Source organism: Rickettsia endosymbiont of Nabis limbatus (assembly GCF_965196655.1).
GTDB lineage: Bacteria > Pseudomonadota > Alphaproteobacteria > Rickettsiales > Rickettsiaceae > Rickettsia.
This window is the reverse complement of sequence record NZ_OZ239771.1, coordinates 1,178,928-1,196,098: the sequence shown is the minus strand read 5'-3', so window position 1 is coordinate 1,196,098 and position 17,171 is coordinate 1,178,928. Positions and strand designations below refer to the sequence as shown.

Below are 17,171 nucleotides of genomic sequence, written 5' to 3'. Positions count from 1 at the left end.
CAAAGGTGAGCGTTTAACGTAGGATATCAAGATGTAAATGGTAATACTATCTATCATTATGCGGCTGATTTGAATAAAAATAATGAATTAATGTTGTTACTCAGAAATGACTACAAATCCGCTGCAATAGCTAATAAACGCGAGTTTCGTATTCAAAAAGTCGCTGTATAGCTGATAAACAGTGGGTTACGGGGATATTGATAATACTGTTTTTGTTATAAAGTGAGTACAAAATACAAATTGCTAATTAAAATATGGTATTTATAGTATAAGAAAAAAGTTTATAGGTTATTGAAAAAACTTTAAGAGCAATAACCTATGATAATGGATTTTACAGAAATATTTTGTTACGTCGATGATTTTTTTCAAGAATTAGACAAGCATACAAATTCAATTACTAACCATAACAACAAATCTGGTCCTAAAAGTCGACTTAACAGAAGTGAGGTAATAACAATTATAATAGGCTACTGGCAGTCATCTTATGATTGTTTTAAGAATTATTATCTGAAGCAAATATGGATTTATCATCAAAGAGATTTTCAATTAGTAAGCTATAGTCAATTTATAAAAATAATAGGTCCACATTTACCACTATTAGTACTGATATTCAATTCTATTTTGGATCAGTGTGATGGCCTTTCTTTTGTAGATTCAAGTAGTATAGAGGTATGTAAGAGATACCGTATTTCAATGAATAAAGTGTTCGCCGGCATAGCAGCACGCAGTAAGACAACAAAAGGTTGGTTCTATGGACTTAAACTACATCTAATAATTAATAGAGCCGGTGGTATAGTTAAAGCATCTTTTAGCCCTGGCAATAAGGATGATAGAAAACAGCTGGAACTGATGATCAAAAATCTTTTTGGTAAAGTATTCGGAGATCGTGGTTATATTTCACAACAATTATTTCAACAACTTTTAGAGCAAGGAATTTTTATGGTAACTAGGGTAAAGAAAAATATGAAAAATAAACTTATGTCTATGTTGGATAAAATATTATTGCTTAAAAGAGCATTAATAGAATCTGTGTTTAGTAAAATTAAACTATTGGGGAAGTTTGAGCATTCAAGGCATAGATCAGTTACAAATGCCTTTGTGCATATGGTTGCAGCACTGATAAATTATCAAATGTCTGATAATAAACCTTCTATTACATCTCTCTTGATATGCTAAATCCTATGCTATATTAATTCGAAACTCGCGTTAATCAGAAAGGAAGGACGCCATAATATGATATTACTAAAATTCATGATAATGCTATAGGCTCTGCATTACTTTCCGGTACTGTTGCATCTTTAAAAATATTAAGTGAGATTACTGTAATTAATAATTTATATGGGGATGCTAATGATTTAGATGTGCCTAAAACAATTATAAATGAAATTCAGTCAGTACCTCAAGAGCATAATACTTTAAAATATTCATTCTAATTATTGTATAGTGCTAGCTTTGATTAGTTCCTTAAATAAAGTCAAGTCTATGCCATTATCATTGACATATTCCGGATGCCACTGTACACCGATAAGAAATTTATGGCTTGTTGATTCTATTGCTTCTATAATCCCGTCTTCTGCTTTTGCTGATATAATAAGATTATTACCAATTTGTTTGATGGCTTGATGGTGAGTTGAATTAACCATTGTGTCCAGCTTATTATTCGTCATTCTAGCAAGCTTAGTATTTGGCTTTATACTAATTGCATGTGAGGCTATATCTTTAGGATGAGGCTGTGTATGGTTTATGATTATAGGCTGTTTTGTTGCTTCAATATAATCCGGAATATGTTTAATAAGAGTACCGCCTAAAACAACATTTATTAGTTGCATCCCTCGGCATATTCCTAAAACAGGTATGTTTTTTTCTAACGATTTCTTTAAAATTAATATTTCAAAATTATCACGCTCTTCATTAGAAATTACTACATCTTCAGCATATTCAGGCTCATAAAATTTAGGGTGTATATCCTCATCACCACCAGGCAATATAACGCCGTCAATAAAATCCATAAGATGATCTATTGTTTCGCTTTGATATGGCAGTAACATAGGTACGCCGCCGGCTTCGATTATTGCATCGGTATAATTCTTACGTAATGCATACCAGGGAAAAGCAGCATAGCTATATTTCTCACAATTTTGAGCTAAATCAGGAGTAATTCCTATTATAGGTTTTCTATTCATATTCTTCATATAGAAATAATAAAATTAAGTTTCTGATCATGTGATTCAATAGGAAAGTTATTTATAACTTGTTCTTTTAAACAAACACCAACGGTTAATATATCTTTATTATTATTTATATATCGATCAAAATGTCCTTTACCATAACCAAGTCTGTAGCCATCTTTACTAAATGCCAGACCTGGAACAATTATCAATTCTGGTTTATAAAAATCATTATTTATCGGCTCTAAAGTTTTAAAGCTGCTTAAAACTAATTCATCGTTATAGTTATAAGTACAATATTTTATTTCATTATTTATAATTTTAGGCAGAAAAAATTTTATTTCATGATTAATATTTATTATTTCAAGCAAGTTAATTTCATATTTTAGTGGGTAATATATTCCCACATGCTTTACTTTTAACTGTTTTAATAAATTACTAACTTGATTTAGTAAAGAAGTTTTTATTAAATCAGAATTTATTTTATCTATATTTTTTGTTAAAAACTCTTTGAAATACAAACGTAACTCTTGTTTAGTCATTATGACTTTACTACTTGTGTATCAAACACTAAATCATGAAGCATCTTATTATCTTCTCTCATAATCATAATGATAATGCTTATTACAAAAAGTATACCAGTTAAATTAATCACATAAAAAGCGATAAATCTAATAAATGCTTCACTACCTTTAAGAGTAGTTCATCAAGATGGAACTACTCTTAAATCTAGTAATTTTTTCCCAATAGACGCTTGTATTTTTGAAGATTCTAAGTAAGAAAAGTAAACTCCTGAAATGATAAAAAATAAAGCAATTTCTATTATAGTGTCTCTTGCAAATGCTATAGTCAATGATAGCAACATTCCAACTATAATTTTGTCAATTAAGAAAGCAAATAATCTTCTAAGAATCATAAATTATTCCTCAATATGTGGAGGGTTCTCAAATGTATGAAATGGAGGAGGGGAGGTAAGTGTCCACTCAAGCGTATCAGCTCCATCACCCCAAGGATTATTTGGGCAATCTTTGCCGTATTTCAACGTATAGAAAACGATAAATACGAAATAAAGAGCGGCTGCCATAGAGATTCCTGCCCCTATTGATGAAACCATATTCCAACCTGCAAAAGCTTCAGGGTAGTCTGGTATTCTTCTTGGCATACCGGCAAGCCCTAAGAAGTGCTGTGGGAAGAAAGTTAAATTAACACCGACAAAGGTAATCCAAAAATGGATTTTACCTAAGATTTCTGGATATTGTTTGCCTGATATTTTACCGAACCAATAATAAAAGCCAGCAAATGCCGTAAATAAAGCACCGAGCGACATCGTATAATGGAAATGTGCCACAACATAATATGTATCGTGCAACACTCTATCAAGTGCCGAGTTTGATAAGATTATACCCGTTACACCGCCAATTGTGAATAATATAATAAATCCTATAGAAAATAGCATAGGCGTTGGGAAAGTAATTGAGCCACCCCACATAGTTGCTATCCAGCTAAATATTTTGATACCTGTTGGAATCGCGATAATCATTGTGCCAGCAGTGAAATATATAAGTGCATTGTAAGAAAGCCCAACTGTAAACATATGGTGAGCCCATACAATAAATCCGACAAAGCCAATTATTACCATAGCTCCAACCATGCCTTGATAACCGAATATTGGTTTACGTGAGAAAGTAGAAATAACTTGGCTTACAATACCAAAGCCCGGTAGTATTACGATATATACTTCAGGGTGACCAAAAAACCAAAATAAATGCTGAAATAATACGGGGTCACCGCCGCCATCTGTTTTAAAGAAAGTAGTGCCGAAATTACGATCAGTAAGTAGCATAGTAATAGCTCCGCCAAGCACCGGCATAGCTAAAATTATCAAGAATGCAGTAACTAAAATAGACCAAACAAATAATGGCATTTTAAATAATCCCATCCCAGGTGCTCTCATATTAAAGATGGTAACTATTAAGTTGATTGAGCCGAGGATTGATGAAAGACCCGTTAAATGCAAGCTAAAAATAGCCATATCAACAGCTGCCCCTGGGTGTCCACTAATACTACTTAAAGGAGGGTAGAGCGTCCAACCTGTACCAGGTCCGCCGTCAACAAAAGCCGATCCCATAAGTAGAATGAAAGCTGGAACTAGCAGCCAAAAACTGATATTGTTGAGGCGTGGAAATGCCATATCAGGAGCCCCTATTAGTAAAGGTACAAAGTAATTACCAAAGCCCCCAAATAAAGCCGGCATGATCATAAAGAACACCATAATCACCGCATGAGCAGTAATCAGCACGTTATATAACTGGAAATCGTGATTTAGGAAAGTACCACCTGGCATTGCAAGTTCTAGCCTAAATAGTAGCGAAAACAACCCCCCGACAATTCCGGCAAATATGATATACATAATGCCGATATCTTTGTGATTAGTAGAAAAAAGCCACCTTTTCCACCTGTGCGGAGTGTGATGGTCATCATGATTTAAATCGTCAGTAGTTATATCCATAATTGTTATTCTGTTTGTATTAAATTTTATATTTATTTTTTAAGTTAGTTACCATAATTCATTACCTACGGCATCCTCACTTTTTTAAATGTAATTATTTGTCATTTTGGCTTTGTTGCATGGCTTTGATGTCATTCCCGCTTAAGGCTTGCTTGCGTGATTTCGATGTCATTCCTGCAGAAGCAGGAATCCAGGAAAAAAAAAGCATAAATACAGCAAATTTTTAAAATTAAAAGCTTGATTTATCTCGCTTTATACTAGATTCCTGCTTTTAGCTAAGAATGACATCCAGGACGTTTTTCAATCCACGCGGGCAATGCCTCCACGGGATGATATATGTAAAACATTATTTCTTACTCGTAACCCAATTATCGAAATCCTCTTTGCTGACTACCTCTATGGCAATTGGCATGAAGCCGTGATTAATGCCGCACAGCTCTGAACATTGCCCGTAATATACGCCTTTTTTGGCAATTCTTGTCCATGTTTCGTTAATTCTTCCGGGTACGGCATCTATTTTAAAGCCAAGAGACGGAACGGCAAAGCTATGTATTACGTCACCGGCGGTTACAAGAAATCTTACTGTAGCATTTTCAGGTATTATAATCCTATTATCAACATCTAATAATCTTTTCTGATCAGGTTTTAGGTTTTCATCTGAGATCATGACGCTATCAAATTCTATATCATTATGATCAGGATATATATAATGCCAGTACCATTGATAACCTACTACTTTAATAGTTAAGTCTGCTTGAGGGATTTTTTCAGCATGACGCAATATTCTAAAAGATGGTACGGCAATAATCACTAAAATTATTATAGGTATTACAGTCCATATAATCTCTATTAAAACATTATGCGAGAATTTTGCCGGCACTGGATTATTTCTTGCATTAAATCTAACGCACACAAAAGCTAGTAATCCTGCGACAAATAAAACTATAGCAGTAGATATATAAAGTAAGAAATCGTGGAATTTATGTAACTCCTCCATGATCGGGCTTGCGGGTGGCTGAAATCCCATTTGCCAAGGCGAAGGCTCGGAAGCAAAGCAAAAACTACTAAATAAAACTAAGCCAATTAAAGTAATAACATTCTTCATAAAGTACATAATACAAATTATTTCTATACTAATATAAATGTATATGTATTTTTATTAAAGCAAAAATCGATAAATTTTTTGAAAAAATTATATACTCTTAATAATATTTGAACTGGAAAGTATGCCTAAATCAGGATGTTGTATTAGGTCTATAACTTCTATAACTTGTGCATTTATTAATTTAGCTTGAGCTTGTTTATTAGTTAGCTGAGGATCATCTCTTGTTACGGCAATTATAGAAGGACAAGTATTTTGTACTAATGTTGTATAATCCTGAAAACCTTTTAGCTCAGGTAACATAAGTACTTTATCAACAAATGTAAGGGAACTTAAAATTTTTGCTCGTTGCAGTTGATTATGAATAGGTTTCCGCTTTTTATATTTAATAATTGTTTGATCAGGTTCTAAAGCAACGATTAAATATTTACCTTGTTGTTTAGCCTTGCGTAAAAACTCTAGGTGACCATAATGTAACACATCAAAACAACCTCCTACTAAAACAGTTTTGCTATTTGGTAAACATTTTTTATTTGAAAGAATATTCTCATAATATTCTATTTTTGATGGTTTAACATCTTGATTATTAAACGAACAAGAAGTGAAGTTTGTAAGAATTAATAAAAATAGAAATAATCTAAACATAATTTTAATTATTAAAAATTAAAGAAAATTAACTTTAATAACACAAAAAATATAAAATAAAAACAGAAAGTATTTTAAATAAAACGATTTAAAACTAAATTATTTTATAATTTTTTATTGTAATTTGTATTTATATAGTTCATATATTAATAATAACGAAACCAAGATAACTTCTAAGTAATCAATGAAAAACGACACGCTATCTTACGATTTTGATGATGTATTATCAGTTCCTTATCTTAGTGCACGATTCAAAAAAAATCTCACCTCTGTATCCCTATTACTATTTATAGCATTAGTGATATTTGTCTCCTTTGCGGTTAATAACTATGTGAATGATACCTTATCTATAACATTAGTACGTCCTGAGGCTGAAGAAGCTCAAGAAGCAATTTCATTTAAAGAAGTAACAGTTAAAAAAGGCGATACTATAAATTCTATTCTGAGCGGTCAAAATATCCCAAGAAATGATATAGAAAAAATATTAAACTTAGTAAAAGAAAATAAATTATTGCCATCACTTAAAATAGGGCAGCAAATTACTTTTGAATATGAAACAAAAATTACTGAAAATGATGATGAGGATTTAACTTCTGAAACAGTATTTCTTAATAAGATTATTTTAGCTATAGATAAACTTAAGACTATTGAAATAATAAGAGAAAACGATAATTTTAAGATTGCAGAAATTATCGTGCCTTTAACAAAAACAGTGGCTAAGTCATCAGTAAATATTGAATCAAACTTTATGTCTGCTCTTAAGAAGCTTGGTTTGTCAAACAATAATATAATAGAGCTGATTAATGCTTATGCTTATCAAATTGATTTTCAGCGTCAAATAAAAAGTGGTGATACTGCGACTGTTATAACAGAAAAATACATAACAGAAGATGGTAAATTTTCTCATCACGGTAAGATTTTATATGTCTCGTTAAATCTTTCAGGAAAAGAATATAATATTTATCGCTATTCACATGATAATAATGTAAATAATCATGCATTTTTTTCTGAGGATGGTAAAAGTGTAAAAAGAAGTTTGCTTAGAACTCCTTTAAAAGTTATAAAAGTTTCTTCACAATATGGTATTAGAAAGCACCCTATACTTGGTTATACCAAAATGCATAAAGGGGTTGATTTTGCAGCACCGACTGGAACACCTATATACTCAGCGGGTAATGGTGTTATTACTGAAATAGGTTGGAAATCAGGTTATGGGAAATTTATCCAGATAAAACATAGCGGTACGTTATCTACTGCCTATGCTCACGCATCAAATTTTGCTAAAGGTTTAAAAGTAGGAAGTTTAGTAAAACAAGGTGATATTATAGCATATGTTGGAAGCACCGGTAGAGCTACAGGTCCGCACTTACATTATGAAGTTAAAATTGATGGTAAACATGTTAATCCTATGTCGGTTAAAACAACACCAGGCGTAGAATTAAGTGGAAAAAATTTAGAAAAATTCAAGCAGTTTAAGAAAGAAGTTAAAACTTTGAATGTTAAGCTTGATAAAGATTTGCAGGCTAATAAAGTAGCTGAAGTTTCGATATGATGTAATATGTCATTGTGAGGAGCATAGCAACAAAGCAATTTCAGGAGCTCTTACTATTTCATGAGATTGCCTCATCTCCTCGCAATGACGAAAGCTTACTTACACTCCTTTATAAAAATCCCTAAATAATTATGATTCTATCATTTAAAAAACTATATCTAACATTTGCTCGTAGTAGCCGTATTATAATAACATTAGTGATTATTGATCAATTGACTAAATGGTGGTTTATCAATAATCTAAGATGGAAGCCTGGCTTGACCTTAAAGGTCACGTCTTTTTTAAATATGGTTTATACTTGGAATTATGGTATTAGCTTTGGTTTAATGCGTGATTATTACCAATATAGTAATATTGTGTTTTTAATAACAAATACGATTATTGTTTGTTATTTATATTATTTAATGATGAGTTCCAAAACCATAGGAGGTTTTGCTGGTTATAGCTTTGTAATTGGTGGTGCTATCGGTAATTTAATTGATAGATCTTTTCGAGGAGCAGTTTTTGATTTTATACATTTCCATTATCAAGATTATAGCTTTCCAGTATTTAATCTAGCTGACTGTTTTATTACACTTGGAGTAATTATCTTAGTAGAAGATTACTATAGTGCTAAAAAAAATATTGAAGAAAAAGCTAAAGAGAATTATGATAAAGCCCAAATTGAGGCTATGGCTGAAAAGATTCGTAATGCTCCACAAGGCGATAACGATAAAATATAATCTAAATAATCTATAAGGTATTAAAGTGAGAAAAGTTTTTTTATTATTTACTGTTTTATTAATTACTTCTGCGTGTAATAAAAAATTAAAAGAAACTGTAGGAATATCAACGGCTGGTCCTAATGAATATCAAGTTCAGCGTAGTAAGGCTTTAGAAGTGCCACCTCATTATTATTTACCTGTTCCAACCAACAATCAAGCAGTTTATAATAATGTTAATGATCAGGTTAACCTTAACAAGGGTGAGCAAGCATTGATACAAGAGATGAAGTAATGGTTTATGTCATTCCCGTTGTTGCTGGGAATGACATCGTGTAATTAACTCATGACTATCCATAAAAAACAAAATATAGGTGTTTTTGGGCTTGGTAAAACTGGTATTTCGGTTTATGAAGAGCTGCAAAGCAAATGCAATATAATTGTATATGATGATCTAGAAGCAAATAGGGATAAGTTTGAGGGATTATTCGGTAAAAATTATATTATTCCTATATCTGATATAAAATGGCAAAATTTAGATAAAATTGCATTAAGTCCTGGAATTCCTCTAACACATGAGATAGTCAAAATCGCAAAAAATTTTAATATACCGATTACTTCCGATATAGATTTATTCTTCGAAAAGTCCAAAAATTTAAACCTTATTGCTGTGACAGGTACAAACGGCAAAAGTACTACCACCGCTTTAATCAGTCATATCTTAAACAATAACGGCTTAGAATACCCGATTGCCGGCAATATAGGTGTTCCAGCTCTGCAAGCTAAAGCAAGTAAGGGGGGATATGTGCTTGAGTTATCTTCCTTTCAACTAGATTTAGTGAAAACTTTTGTCACTAAAATAGCAGTACTTCTTAATATTACTCCCGATCATCAGGATAGACATGAAAATATGGAGAGTTATATTGCAGCAAAATCTAAAATTTTTGACCGAATGGAAAAAAATAGTTATGGAATAATTAATATTGATAATAATTATTGCCATGAAATTTTTACAAATCTACAACAAAAACCTCATATTAAATTAATCCCTTTTTCAGTTACTAAAATTCTTGAGAAAGGTATATCAATAGTTAATAATACAATTACTGATAATTTCTTTGAGCATATTAGCTTTAAATTACTATTTAATAAAAGTCTTCAAGGAGTCCATAATAGCGAAAATATTGCAGCAAGCTATGCAGTTGCTAGAATAATAGGTCTCAAAACTGCACAAATACTTGAATCCATAAGTAATTTCCAAGGGTTGCCACATAGAATGCAATATCTAGGTAGTATAGATAGTATAAATTTCTATAATGATAGTAAAGCAACGAATGCTATAGCTGCTGTGCAATCAATCAAAGCTCTTGATAATATTTATTGGCTTGCAGGCGGTATTGCTAAAGAGGGTGGTATTGAGGAAATAAAACCTTATTTTAGTAAAATCAAGAAAGCTTATTTTTATGGGCAAGCTAAAGAAATGTTTGCAAATACTGCTAAAGATGTAATAGATTTTGTTATATGTGATGACCTTAAACAGGCTTTTGAACTTGCTTATAAAGATGCATTAAATGATAATGAGAGCATAAAAAATATTTTATTAGCACCTTGCTGTAGCTCCTACGATCAGTTTAAGAACTTTGAGGAGAGAGGCAATTTGTTTGTAAAATTATGTAATGAAAAGATAGGAAAAAATTGAATAACTATAGCATGAATAACGAAATATCTAATAATTTTATAAAATTATGGTGGCGTAGTACAGATCGTCAAATAGTTATTTCTTTAGTTATTTTATTTGCTTTTAGCTTAATGCTTGTGACTACTTCAGGTTCAGCAGTAGCAAGTAGAATAGGGCTCGAAGAAAATTATTTTGCATCAAGGCAAGTGTTTTATTTAACAGCTGCCTCAGTCCTTATATTGTTATTCTCGTGTTTTAATAAGAAGTGGTTAAAGCGTTTTGCCATATTGGGTTTTATAGCTAGTGTAATTTTATTGATCGCTGTTAAATTCTTTGGGTATGAAGTGAAAGGTGCAACTAGGTGGATTAATATTGCTGGCTTATCTATTCAGCCGTCAGAGTTTATTAAGCCATTTTTTGCTGTCGTTACAGGCTGGATATTATCGTTAAAATTTAATGATGATTTCCCAAGCTTTACAGTTTGCTCTATACTTTATTTTATTGTTGCTATTCTCTTAATCATTCAACCGGATTTTGGAATGCTTGTGATGATTACAGCAGTTTTTGGTATTCAGCTTTTTATTGCTGGTATGCCGATATTTTGGATTGTTCTAGCAGGTTTTTTAGGAATGATAGGAGTAACTATTGCGTATTTTTGGTTACCGCACGTTACGCAAAGGATTAACTCATTCTTAGATCCTGATAGTAGTGAGAATTATCAAGTTAGCAAGTCATTGAAAGCTTTTGAGCATGGTGGTTTATATGGTAAAGGACCGGGTGAGGGGGCAGTAAAGCAGGTTCTACCTGATTCGCATACTGATTTTATTTTTGCCGTTGCAGGAGAAGAATTTGGGGCTATTATTTGCCTTATTGTTATAGGTATATTTGCGTTTATAGTGCTTAGAAGCCTTGCTAAGCTATTAAATGAGCAAGATAAATTCGTCCAATTTGCTGCTAGCGGTATTATTGCCCAATTAGGGCTCCAAGCAATAATTAATATGGGTGTGACTTTGCATTTATTACCTACTAAGGGTATGACGTTGCCTTTTATTAGCTATGGTGGCTCTTCAACGCTTGCGATCGCTATAGCTACTGGTATGCTTCTTGGCTTTACTAGATACCGAACGCCGCTTGATTCGTACAAAATAAATAAAATAGAAATATGAAAAAGATAGTTTTAGTGGCAGGTGGGACAGGTGGACATTTTTTTCCGGCAGTTGCTCTTGGGGAAGAGTTAATAAAAAGAAAATATGAAGTTCATTTTATTACTGATTTAAGATGTAAGAAGTATATAAATCGTGATGCGGGATTAATTTTTCATGTCATAGATTTAAAACGACCAAAAAATATTTTGTTATTCTTACCGCTATTATCGCTTGCTATTTTTAAAGCTATAAAATTGTTGTTTAGCCTTTCTCCCTCAGTAGTAGTAGGATTTGGTTGTTATCCAGTTGTTGCTTCAATGTTTGCAGCAATTTTTCTAAGAGTGCCGATTGTAATTCATGAGCAGAATTCTTATCTTGGAAAGGTTAATAAATTTTTTGCAAATTTTGCTAAGAAAATAGCTATCTCTTATAAAAATACCAAAAACTTGCCTGTAGTTGCAAAAAATAGAACAGTAGTTACTGGTGGGATAGTTAGAAAGAATATTAGGGAATTAAAGATTGTCAAAAAGAAATCAGAGCCGTTCAGGCTGTTTATCTTTGGTGGCAGCCAAGGGGCTAAATTATTTTCGGAGTTAATACCTGAAAGCATAGAAGCTTTAGTGCAAAAGCAACCAAGTCTTAAACTGCATATAACTCAACAAGCAGCATTTGACGATCAAGTAAAAATAAAAAATATATACTCAAATTTAAATATTACTTACGAATTGGCTGAATTTTTTGACAATATGGCAAATCAGTATAAAAATGCTGATTTAGTGATTTCAAGAGCAGGAGCATCTACTATAGAAGAGCTCACTTATATAGGACTACCAGCAATTTTTATTCCGTTACCAAGTGCTGCCGATAATCATCAATATCATAATGCAAAATTATTAGAGGATGAGAAATGTGGTTGGTGTATGAAGCAAGATGATATATCAAGTGAAAAATTAGCTGAGAAAATATTTGAGTTAATAAGTAATCTGAGGATATTAGAAAATACCTCGAAAAATCTATTAAAAAGAAAAAAAGAGGGGCATAAGTTGCTAAGTAACCTAATAGAAGAGCTAATTTAAACAATATAAGCTCTTTATTCTTGCAAGTTTGATTATTATGTGGCATTAATCATAATAGACTTTTTCATATGGCTTGTTTTTAAAGATAATTTGTCAAGTTATATAAATAAATCTAATTGAAGTTTTGGAATAATATATGTTGAAAAAAATTATAATATTATTTTTAGGTGTTTTTGTGCTGTCAGGTTGTACTGATAGCGTTAGAGGTTACTTCCAAAAATCCGCAAATAATAGGTTAGTTGATAGTAAAGGTTTTAAAGGTGGTAAAAGAAAACCTTTATATAATAATAAATATATTAGTTTAGCTAAAAAGAATATAGTTGAAGATAATCTTGATGACCCAGAGGATGACGATGATGATTATGATAATCCTTTAAGAGGGGAGCAAATTGATCCCGTCAAAAGAAATCGTGAGATATACCTTAAAATGATTAAAAGAGATATGGCAAGGTATAAAGCTGAATCAGGTGAAGATTCTGAGGATGATATTTCCTTAAGTAAAGCTAATAAAAAGGTTAGAAAGGATAATACCGATAAAGAAAGAAAAATGCAAGAAGAGCTAGACCAGATAAAGGCAATGCTAAGGGAAACTAAGCGTGATATATCGAAATATACTTGCCCAAATGCAACAGCAAATCAAAATTATGTGCCTCCAGTTTCAAATTACGAACCTGTAGCACCAGTTAAAAATAGTAAGCCTTACAATAATAACTCTAAGGTAAAGCAAAAATTTATCCGTGAGGAAGATGATTATAGTAGCAACGCTTGCTCTATTTAGTATACTCGTTTAATTTGAAAAATTGACGTCGTTGTTTTTCGCTTTTAATCCGCTACTACACTAGTATGCACGCAGCTAGTAAAATCTTCAAAACGCCTAGCTCTGTTCCAAATTAAACTTCGTCTACTGCTCATTTTTTAAGGTTATACGTCATTCCCGTGGAGGCATTGTAGCGTGGATCGCAAAATACCTTAATGTCATTCTTAGCTAAAAGCAGGAATCCAGAAAAATAAACATAAAAGTAGCAAATTTTTAAAATTAAAAACTTAGGTAGCTCGCTTTATACTAGATTCCTGCTTTTAGCTAAGAATGACATCGGAACCACGCAACAATGCCATCACGGGATGACAGAGAAAAATGATTTACGCAAGCAAGCCTTAAGCAGGAATGACATAGAATAAAAACTGTCCGATACTATCCAATATTCCTCCCATAAACCTATTGACTTTTCAGTATTCATATATAGAATCGTAACCGGAGCTGTAAAGGCTTTTCAGGAGTGTAGAAACTCTAAACCCTAAGTGGTATGCATCAACCCGTAAAATGATGTAATCCTCAACTTTATTAAGGTCGGGGAGATTATAGGCATGTTCAGAACTTAGAGCTTGGCTTTAAGCTTAAAACCTATGGTAGCTGACTTTGGGCAGTGTTTCTAACTCCCTGATGATTGTGTTCGAGAAGTCAAGAGAATATTCAAAACTTACGCTATGTTTGGTTCTAAATATCGTAAAGATGGAGAACGAAGCTGTTGTTGCATATAGTCATCTAAAAGCCCTAACTTTATTTGGTAGACCGTTTTACCTATTTTATTTGCAGTTCTTTTGAGAAAAGCCCAAACTAGAAATGCACAACTAATGTGATTACGTTGGATACGCTGTTTTCTGCATTGGCAACGTTCTATACCAGTCAGTTGCTTAATTTCTCTATGCATGCTCTCAATTACCCATCGCAAGCCAAACTCATCTTGTGCAGCTTTAGAAGATTTTTGAGTTTTGTTATTGGTAACAACATAATCAACTCTGTTGGTAGAAACAGTAAATGTTAAACAAATTAACATGCTTATTTTTGGCAAATCCTTTTATATGAATCTCCATTCCATTCTTAATTTCTTCATCTGAAAACGTCAACTTGCTAACAGCTTTATAAGGCTCGTAATCACACGTTTTACTAACATTTCTATTGGCTTTAATAGGGGCATAATAATATTTGCCCAAGGAGTCAACATGTTGCATAATTTTGTGTGTAGCATACCATGTGTCAAAAAGTACAGTTTGAAAAGGAATCTTTTTACTATAAACAGCATTATTGAACATCTTTAGTAGGTGATCTAGTTTCGTCGCTCCATCATGATCAGGTGAAAAAATGCGATAATCTATTACCCAAAACTTATCAATATCGGGGTTATAATATACAAGACTCACTACTCCTATACCGGTAGTAACTCCACCTGTAGCTCCACTATACTGCGATCTAGCAACCTCTATTTTCTTTGTGTTCCTTTTGTTTAACACCGTATCATCAAATATTGTATATCCGTTAGATGAAAAGATAACATCATTCTTAATGTGTTCCCATAACAAAGAAGGTGTCATTGTCAAATAAAAAGGGACCAGTAAATTGCACGAAAAAGGGACCACTATATGTAAAAATTTTTATGTCAAATGACCTCCAAATTTATAGTTATTAATACGATAACTTTTACCTGTGATGTTTAGTATATGTGCATGATGTACTACTCGATCAATAATTGCATGAGTTAATAACTCATCAGCAAATATTTCATTCCATCTTTCAAAATCCTTGTTTGTGGTAATAATGGTAGATTTATTTTCATATCGTTTAGCAATAATATTAAAAAAATCATCTACTGAATGTTTTGGTAATTGCTTAAAACCTAACTCATCAAGAATTAATAAGTCAAATGATAAGAGTAATTTAACTTTTTTGTGATAGCTATTATCTGCTCTTGCAATATGTAAATTATAAAGCATATCCGATACCGTAGTAAAATATACAGAGTATTCTCGTGTTAAAGCTTTTAATGCTAATCCAATAGCAAGATGAGTTTTGCCAGTTCCAGAATTACCTATGAATATGACATTGCCCTTAGTATTAATATAATCACAAGTAGATAAATCACTTATTACTTTGGCATCAATACTTGGTTGGAACTGAAAATCAAAGTCTTCTAAATTTTTAGTGACTGGTAATTTAGCAGCACTTTTACGACGACGGTAATTATTATCCTTACGGTGAGATTTTTCATCTTCACATAATAGTGAGAGAAATTCTTTAAATCCTAGTTTATTATTTTGAGCATAAATAATCCTTTCATTTAAGCTATTGACTATACCTGATAATCTAAAACTACGTAGGTCATTAAGCAAGTTCTGCATTCTGACCTCCAAACTCTGGCAATGGTAAGTTTACTGCATTACTATTTAAGATATTTTTAATTTTAGAGTAAGAACTTATACCGTAATGTAATGCTCTATGACAAGCTTTATCTATTAACTCATCATTGTAAACCTTACGTAAAGAAATAATACCTCTAGCACAACGTTGCCAATCATTTACTCGTGTTTGTTGTAATAACTCTAATAATAAACTGCAATTATTTCCTATCTGCTGCATTTGTTGTTGATAATGTTCACTATATTCTATAAAACCTGGGCATAGACGTTTATATTTGGCATAATGAGACGGATTAGTGGTAAATATTCCTTTGCCATCTGTTCTAACGTGCCTTGCTATTAAATCATTTTGGATAGAAAATATTTGAACAAGTTTTGGTGATAATTGTACCAGTACCTCACTGTATATATATTTTGCCGGTACGGAATAATAATTATTATCTATGGTGATATGACAATCTTTTGCTACTTTTCGATTATGCCACGATGACAAATCAAACGTTTCTAATGGTAAAGGCATTAAATTATTACTTTCTTCTTGCTCAAATAGTTCCTGAGGAATTTTTTTAGTAGTACCATGTATTCGGTTATTTGCTTTATTTAACCAGTTAGCAAGATCATGTGTTAATTCTTCATATCTATGAAATTTACGTCCAGCAAAAAAATTATTTTTGACATACTTTATTCCTGATTCTACTTTGCCTTTTTCTTGAGGTTGATATACACGACAAGGAGAAAGTAAAATTCCATAATGATCAGCTAAACGTTTGTATTCCTTCTGATATACGGGCTCATAGAAATTGCTATCTACCACTCCAGCTTTAAGATTATCAAGTTTTATTACTTTTGGACTGCCAGCAAAATAATTAAATGCATTGATATGACATTGTATCCATGTTTGACAACTTTGATCAAACACTACTTCATAATAATCAAGGCGACTATAACTTAAACGCATATTAAATACATATGCTTTAACTCTACGCCCCTTAGAATTATACTGTAAGCCTATGTCACCAAAATCTACTTGTGCTTCCTCTCCTGCTAAAGTATGAAAACGAATGCAACTGTTATTTTGTATCTTATATTTTTTGATATAACGGGTTAGCGAACCATAACTTTTTGTATAACCTTGAATTTTTAACTCTTCAAAAATTCTTATGTAACTTAGATTCTTTTCTAATAACTCAATTATTTGTTCGTGCCAAGAATCCAGTGCTGAAGATCGTTCATAGGGTGCAGGAGATTCTGTACCAGACTCTACATAACGGTTTACTATTTTTCTTACTGTTTTACGGTCTATTCTCGTTAGTTTGGCAATATTTCTTTGACTATTGCCTTGCTTATAAAGGGTGATAATTGTTGTGTACATATTTATTCTTATCATTGTATCACTAGATATT

General features: G+C 32.1%; 16 protein-coding genes and 1 pseudogene. 8 read left to right on the top strand and 9 right to left on the bottom strand.

The window, feature by feature from the left end; all coding sequences use genetic code 11:
* Positions 1–318: 318 nt before the first annotated feature.
* Positions 319–1,176 (top strand): IS982 family transposase, encoded by an 858-nt coding sequence (locus tag ACOAL3_RS06900; protein ID WP_419234519.1) that lies wholly within the window; start codon positions 319–321, stop codon positions 1,174–1,176.
* A 257-nt stretch (positions 1,177–1,433) separates the two neighbouring features.
* On the opposite strand, the gene ACOAL3_RS06895 is transcribed toward ACOAL3_RS06900, so the two are convergent.
* The 6 genes from ACOAL3_RS06895 to ACOAL3_RS06870 all read right to left on the bottom strand — a co-directional run bounded on the left by ACOAL3_RS06895 (position 1,434) and on the right by ACOAL3_RS06870 (position 6,424).
* Entirely contained in the window at positions 1,434–2,183 is a 750-nt protein-coding gene (locus ACOAL3_RS06895) for a gamma-glutamyl-gamma-aminobutyrate hydrolase family protein (RefSeq protein WP_395477276.1), read from the bottom strand.
* 5 nt (positions 2,184–2,188) lie between these two features.
* Complete coding sequence (locus ACOAL3_RS06890) at positions 2,189–2,710, bottom strand: 5-formyltetrahydrofolate cyclo-ligase (RefSeq protein ID WP_395477277.1); 522 nt, start codon at positions 2,708–2,710, stop codon at positions 2,189–2,191.
* 164 nt (positions 2,711–2,874) lie between these two features.
* Complete coding sequence (locus tag ACOAL3_RS06885; protein WP_419235621.1) at positions 2,875–3,033, bottom strand: RDD family protein; 159 nt, start codon at positions 3,031–3,033, stop codon at positions 2,875–2,877.
* A 54-nt stretch (positions 3,034–3,087) separates the two neighbouring features.
* Positions 3,088–4,677 (bottom strand): cytochrome c oxidase subunit I, encoded by a 1,590-nt coding sequence (gene ctaD, locus ACOAL3_RS06880; RefSeq protein WP_419234662.1) that lies wholly within the window; start codon positions 4,675–4,677, stop codon positions 3,088–3,090.
* 346 nt (positions 4,678–5,023) lie between these two features.
* Positions 5,024–5,791, bottom strand: a complete 768-nt coding sequence (gene coxB / locus ACOAL3_RS06875; RefSeq protein WP_419234661.1) for a cytochrome c oxidase subunit II — start codon at positions 5,789–5,791, stop codon at positions 5,024–5,026.
* A 78-nt stretch (positions 5,792–5,869) separates the two neighbouring features.
* Complete coding sequence (locus tag ACOAL3_RS06870; protein ID WP_395477281.1) at positions 5,870–6,424, bottom strand: FAD synthase family protein; 555 nt, start codon at positions 6,422–6,424, stop codon at positions 5,870–5,872.
* Positions 6,425–6,608: 184 nt separating this feature from the next.
* On the opposite strand from ACOAL3_RS06870, the gene ACOAL3_RS06865 reads away from it, so the two are divergent.
* The 7 genes from ACOAL3_RS06865 (at position 6,609) to ACOAL3_RS06835 (ending at position 13,354) form a co-directional block, all read left to right on the top strand.
* Entirely contained in the window at positions 6,609–7,976 is a 1,368-nt protein-coding gene (locus tag ACOAL3_RS06865) for a M23 family metallopeptidase (protein ID WP_395477283.1), read from the top strand.
* Positions 7,977–8,107: 131 nt separating this feature from the next.
* A complete protein-coding gene (gene lspA / locus ACOAL3_RS06860) occupies positions 8,108–8,698 on the top strand; it encodes a signal peptidase II (RefSeq protein WP_419234660.1) in 591 nt (196 codons plus the stop codon).
* 25 nt (positions 8,699–8,723) lie between these two features.
* Positions 8,724–8,972 (top strand): DUF3035 domain-containing protein, encoded by a 249-nt coding sequence (locus tag ACOAL3_RS06855; RefSeq protein WP_395477284.1) that lies wholly within the window; start codon positions 8,724–8,726, stop codon positions 8,970–8,972.
* Between the two features lie 51 nt (positions 8,973–9,023).
* Complete coding sequence (murD, locus tag ACOAL3_RS06850; protein ID WP_419234659.1) at positions 9,024–10,376, top strand: UDP-N-acetylmuramoyl-L-alanine--D-glutamate ligase; 1,353 nt, start codon at positions 9,024–9,026, stop codon at positions 10,374–10,376.
* Positions 10,377–10,387: 11 nt separating this feature from the next.
* Positions 10,388–11,521: a putative lipid II flippase FtsW gene (gene ftsW / locus ACOAL3_RS06845; RefSeq protein WP_395477623.1), complete on the top strand. Its 1,134-nt coding sequence runs from the start codon at positions 10,388–10,390 to the stop codon at positions 11,519–11,521.
* On the top strand, positions 11,518–12,576 hold the full coding sequence (murG, locus tag ACOAL3_RS06840) for an undecaprenyldiphospho-muramoylpentapeptide beta-N-acetylglucosaminyltransferase (RefSeq protein ID WP_419234658.1): 1,059 nt from the start codon (positions 11,518–11,520) through the stop codon (positions 12,574–12,576). Before ftsW ends, murG begins: the two co-directional genes overlap by 4 nt.
* 136 nt (positions 12,577–12,712) lie before the next feature.
* On the top strand, positions 12,713–13,354 hold the full coding sequence (locus ACOAL3_RS06835; RefSeq protein ID WP_395477287.1) for a hypothetical protein: 642 nt from the start codon (positions 12,713–12,715) through the stop codon (positions 13,352–13,354).
* A 700-nt stretch (positions 13,355–14,054) separates the two neighbouring features.
* On the opposite strand, the pseudogene ACOAL3_RS10920 reads toward ACOAL3_RS06835, so the two are convergent.
* The 3 genes and pseudogenes from ACOAL3_RS10920 to istA all read right to left on the bottom strand — a co-directional run.
* A pseudogene (locus ACOAL3_RS10920) lies at positions 14,055–14,943 on the bottom strand (IS701 family transposase); the annotation flags it as partial.
* Positions 14,944–15,006: 63 nt separating this feature from the next.
* A complete protein-coding gene (gene istB / locus ACOAL3_RS06820) occupies positions 15,007–15,750 on the bottom strand; it encodes an IS21-like element helper ATPase IstB (RefSeq protein ID WP_419234522.1) in 744 nt (247 codons plus the stop codon).
* Entirely contained in the window at positions 15,734–17,140 is a 1,407-nt protein-coding gene (gene istA / locus ACOAL3_RS06815; protein ID WP_419234561.1) for an IS21 family transposase, read from the bottom strand. The genes istB and istA overlap by 17 nt, the downstream gene beginning before the upstream one ends.
* Positions 17,141–17,171 lie beyond the last annotated feature (31 nt).

Excerpts from the sequence above, each read along its gene's own strand:
- ACOAL3_RS06900 (WP_419234519.1), top strand. The coding sequence starts at position 319 with ATGATAATGGATTTTACAGAAATATTTTGTTACGTCGATGATTTTTTT.
- ACOAL3_RS06895 (WP_395477276.1), bottom strand. The coding sequence starts at position 2,183 with ATGAATAGAAAACCTATAATAGGAATTACTCCTGATTTAGCTCAAAAT.
- ACOAL3_RS06890 (WP_395477277.1), bottom strand. The coding sequence starts at position 2,710 with ATGACTAAACAAGAGTTACGTTTGTATTTCAAAGAGTTTTTAACAAAA.
- ACOAL3_RS06885 (WP_419235621.1), bottom strand. The coding sequence starts at position 3,033 with ATGTTGCTATCATTGACTATAGCATTTGCAAGAGACACTATAATAGAA.
- ctaD (WP_419234662.1), bottom strand. The coding sequence starts at position 4,677 with ATGGATATAACTACTGACGATTTAAATCATGATGACCATCACACTCCG.
- coxB (WP_419234661.1), bottom strand. The coding sequence starts at position 5,791 with ATGTACTTTATGAAGAATGTTATTACTTTAATTGGCTTAGTTTTATTT.
- ACOAL3_RS06870 (WP_395477281.1), bottom strand. The coding sequence starts at position 6,424 with ATGTTTAGATTATTTCTATTTTTATTAATTCTTACAAACTTCACTTCT.
- ACOAL3_RS06865 (WP_395477283.1), top strand. The coding sequence starts at position 6,609 with ATGAAAAACGACACGCTATCTTACGATTTTGATGATGTATTATCAGTT.
- lspA (WP_419234660.1), top strand. The coding sequence starts at position 8,108 with ATGATTCTATCATTTAAAAAACTATATCTAACATTTGCTCGTAGTAGC.
- murD (WP_419234659.1), top strand. The coding sequence starts at position 9,024 with ATGACTATCCATAAAAAACAAAATATAGGTGTTTTTGGGCTTGGTAAA.
- ftsW (WP_395477623.1), top strand. The coding sequence starts at position 10,388 with ATGAATAACGAAATATCTAATAATTTTATAAAATTATGGTGGCGTAGT.
- murG (WP_419234658.1), top strand. The coding sequence starts at position 11,518 with ATGAAAAAGATAGTTTTAGTGGCAGGTGGGACAGGTGGACATTTTTTT.
- ACOAL3_RS06835 (WP_395477287.1), top strand. The coding sequence starts at position 12,713 with ATGTTGAAAAAAATTATAATATTATTTTTAGGTGTTTTTGTGCTGTCA.
- istB (WP_419234522.1), bottom strand. The coding sequence starts at position 15,750 with ATGCAGAACTTGCTTAATGACCTACGTAGTTTTAGATTATCAGGTATA.
- istA (WP_419234561.1), bottom strand. The coding sequence starts at position 17,140 with ATGTACACAACAATTATCACCCTTTATAAGCAAGGCAATAGTCAAAGA.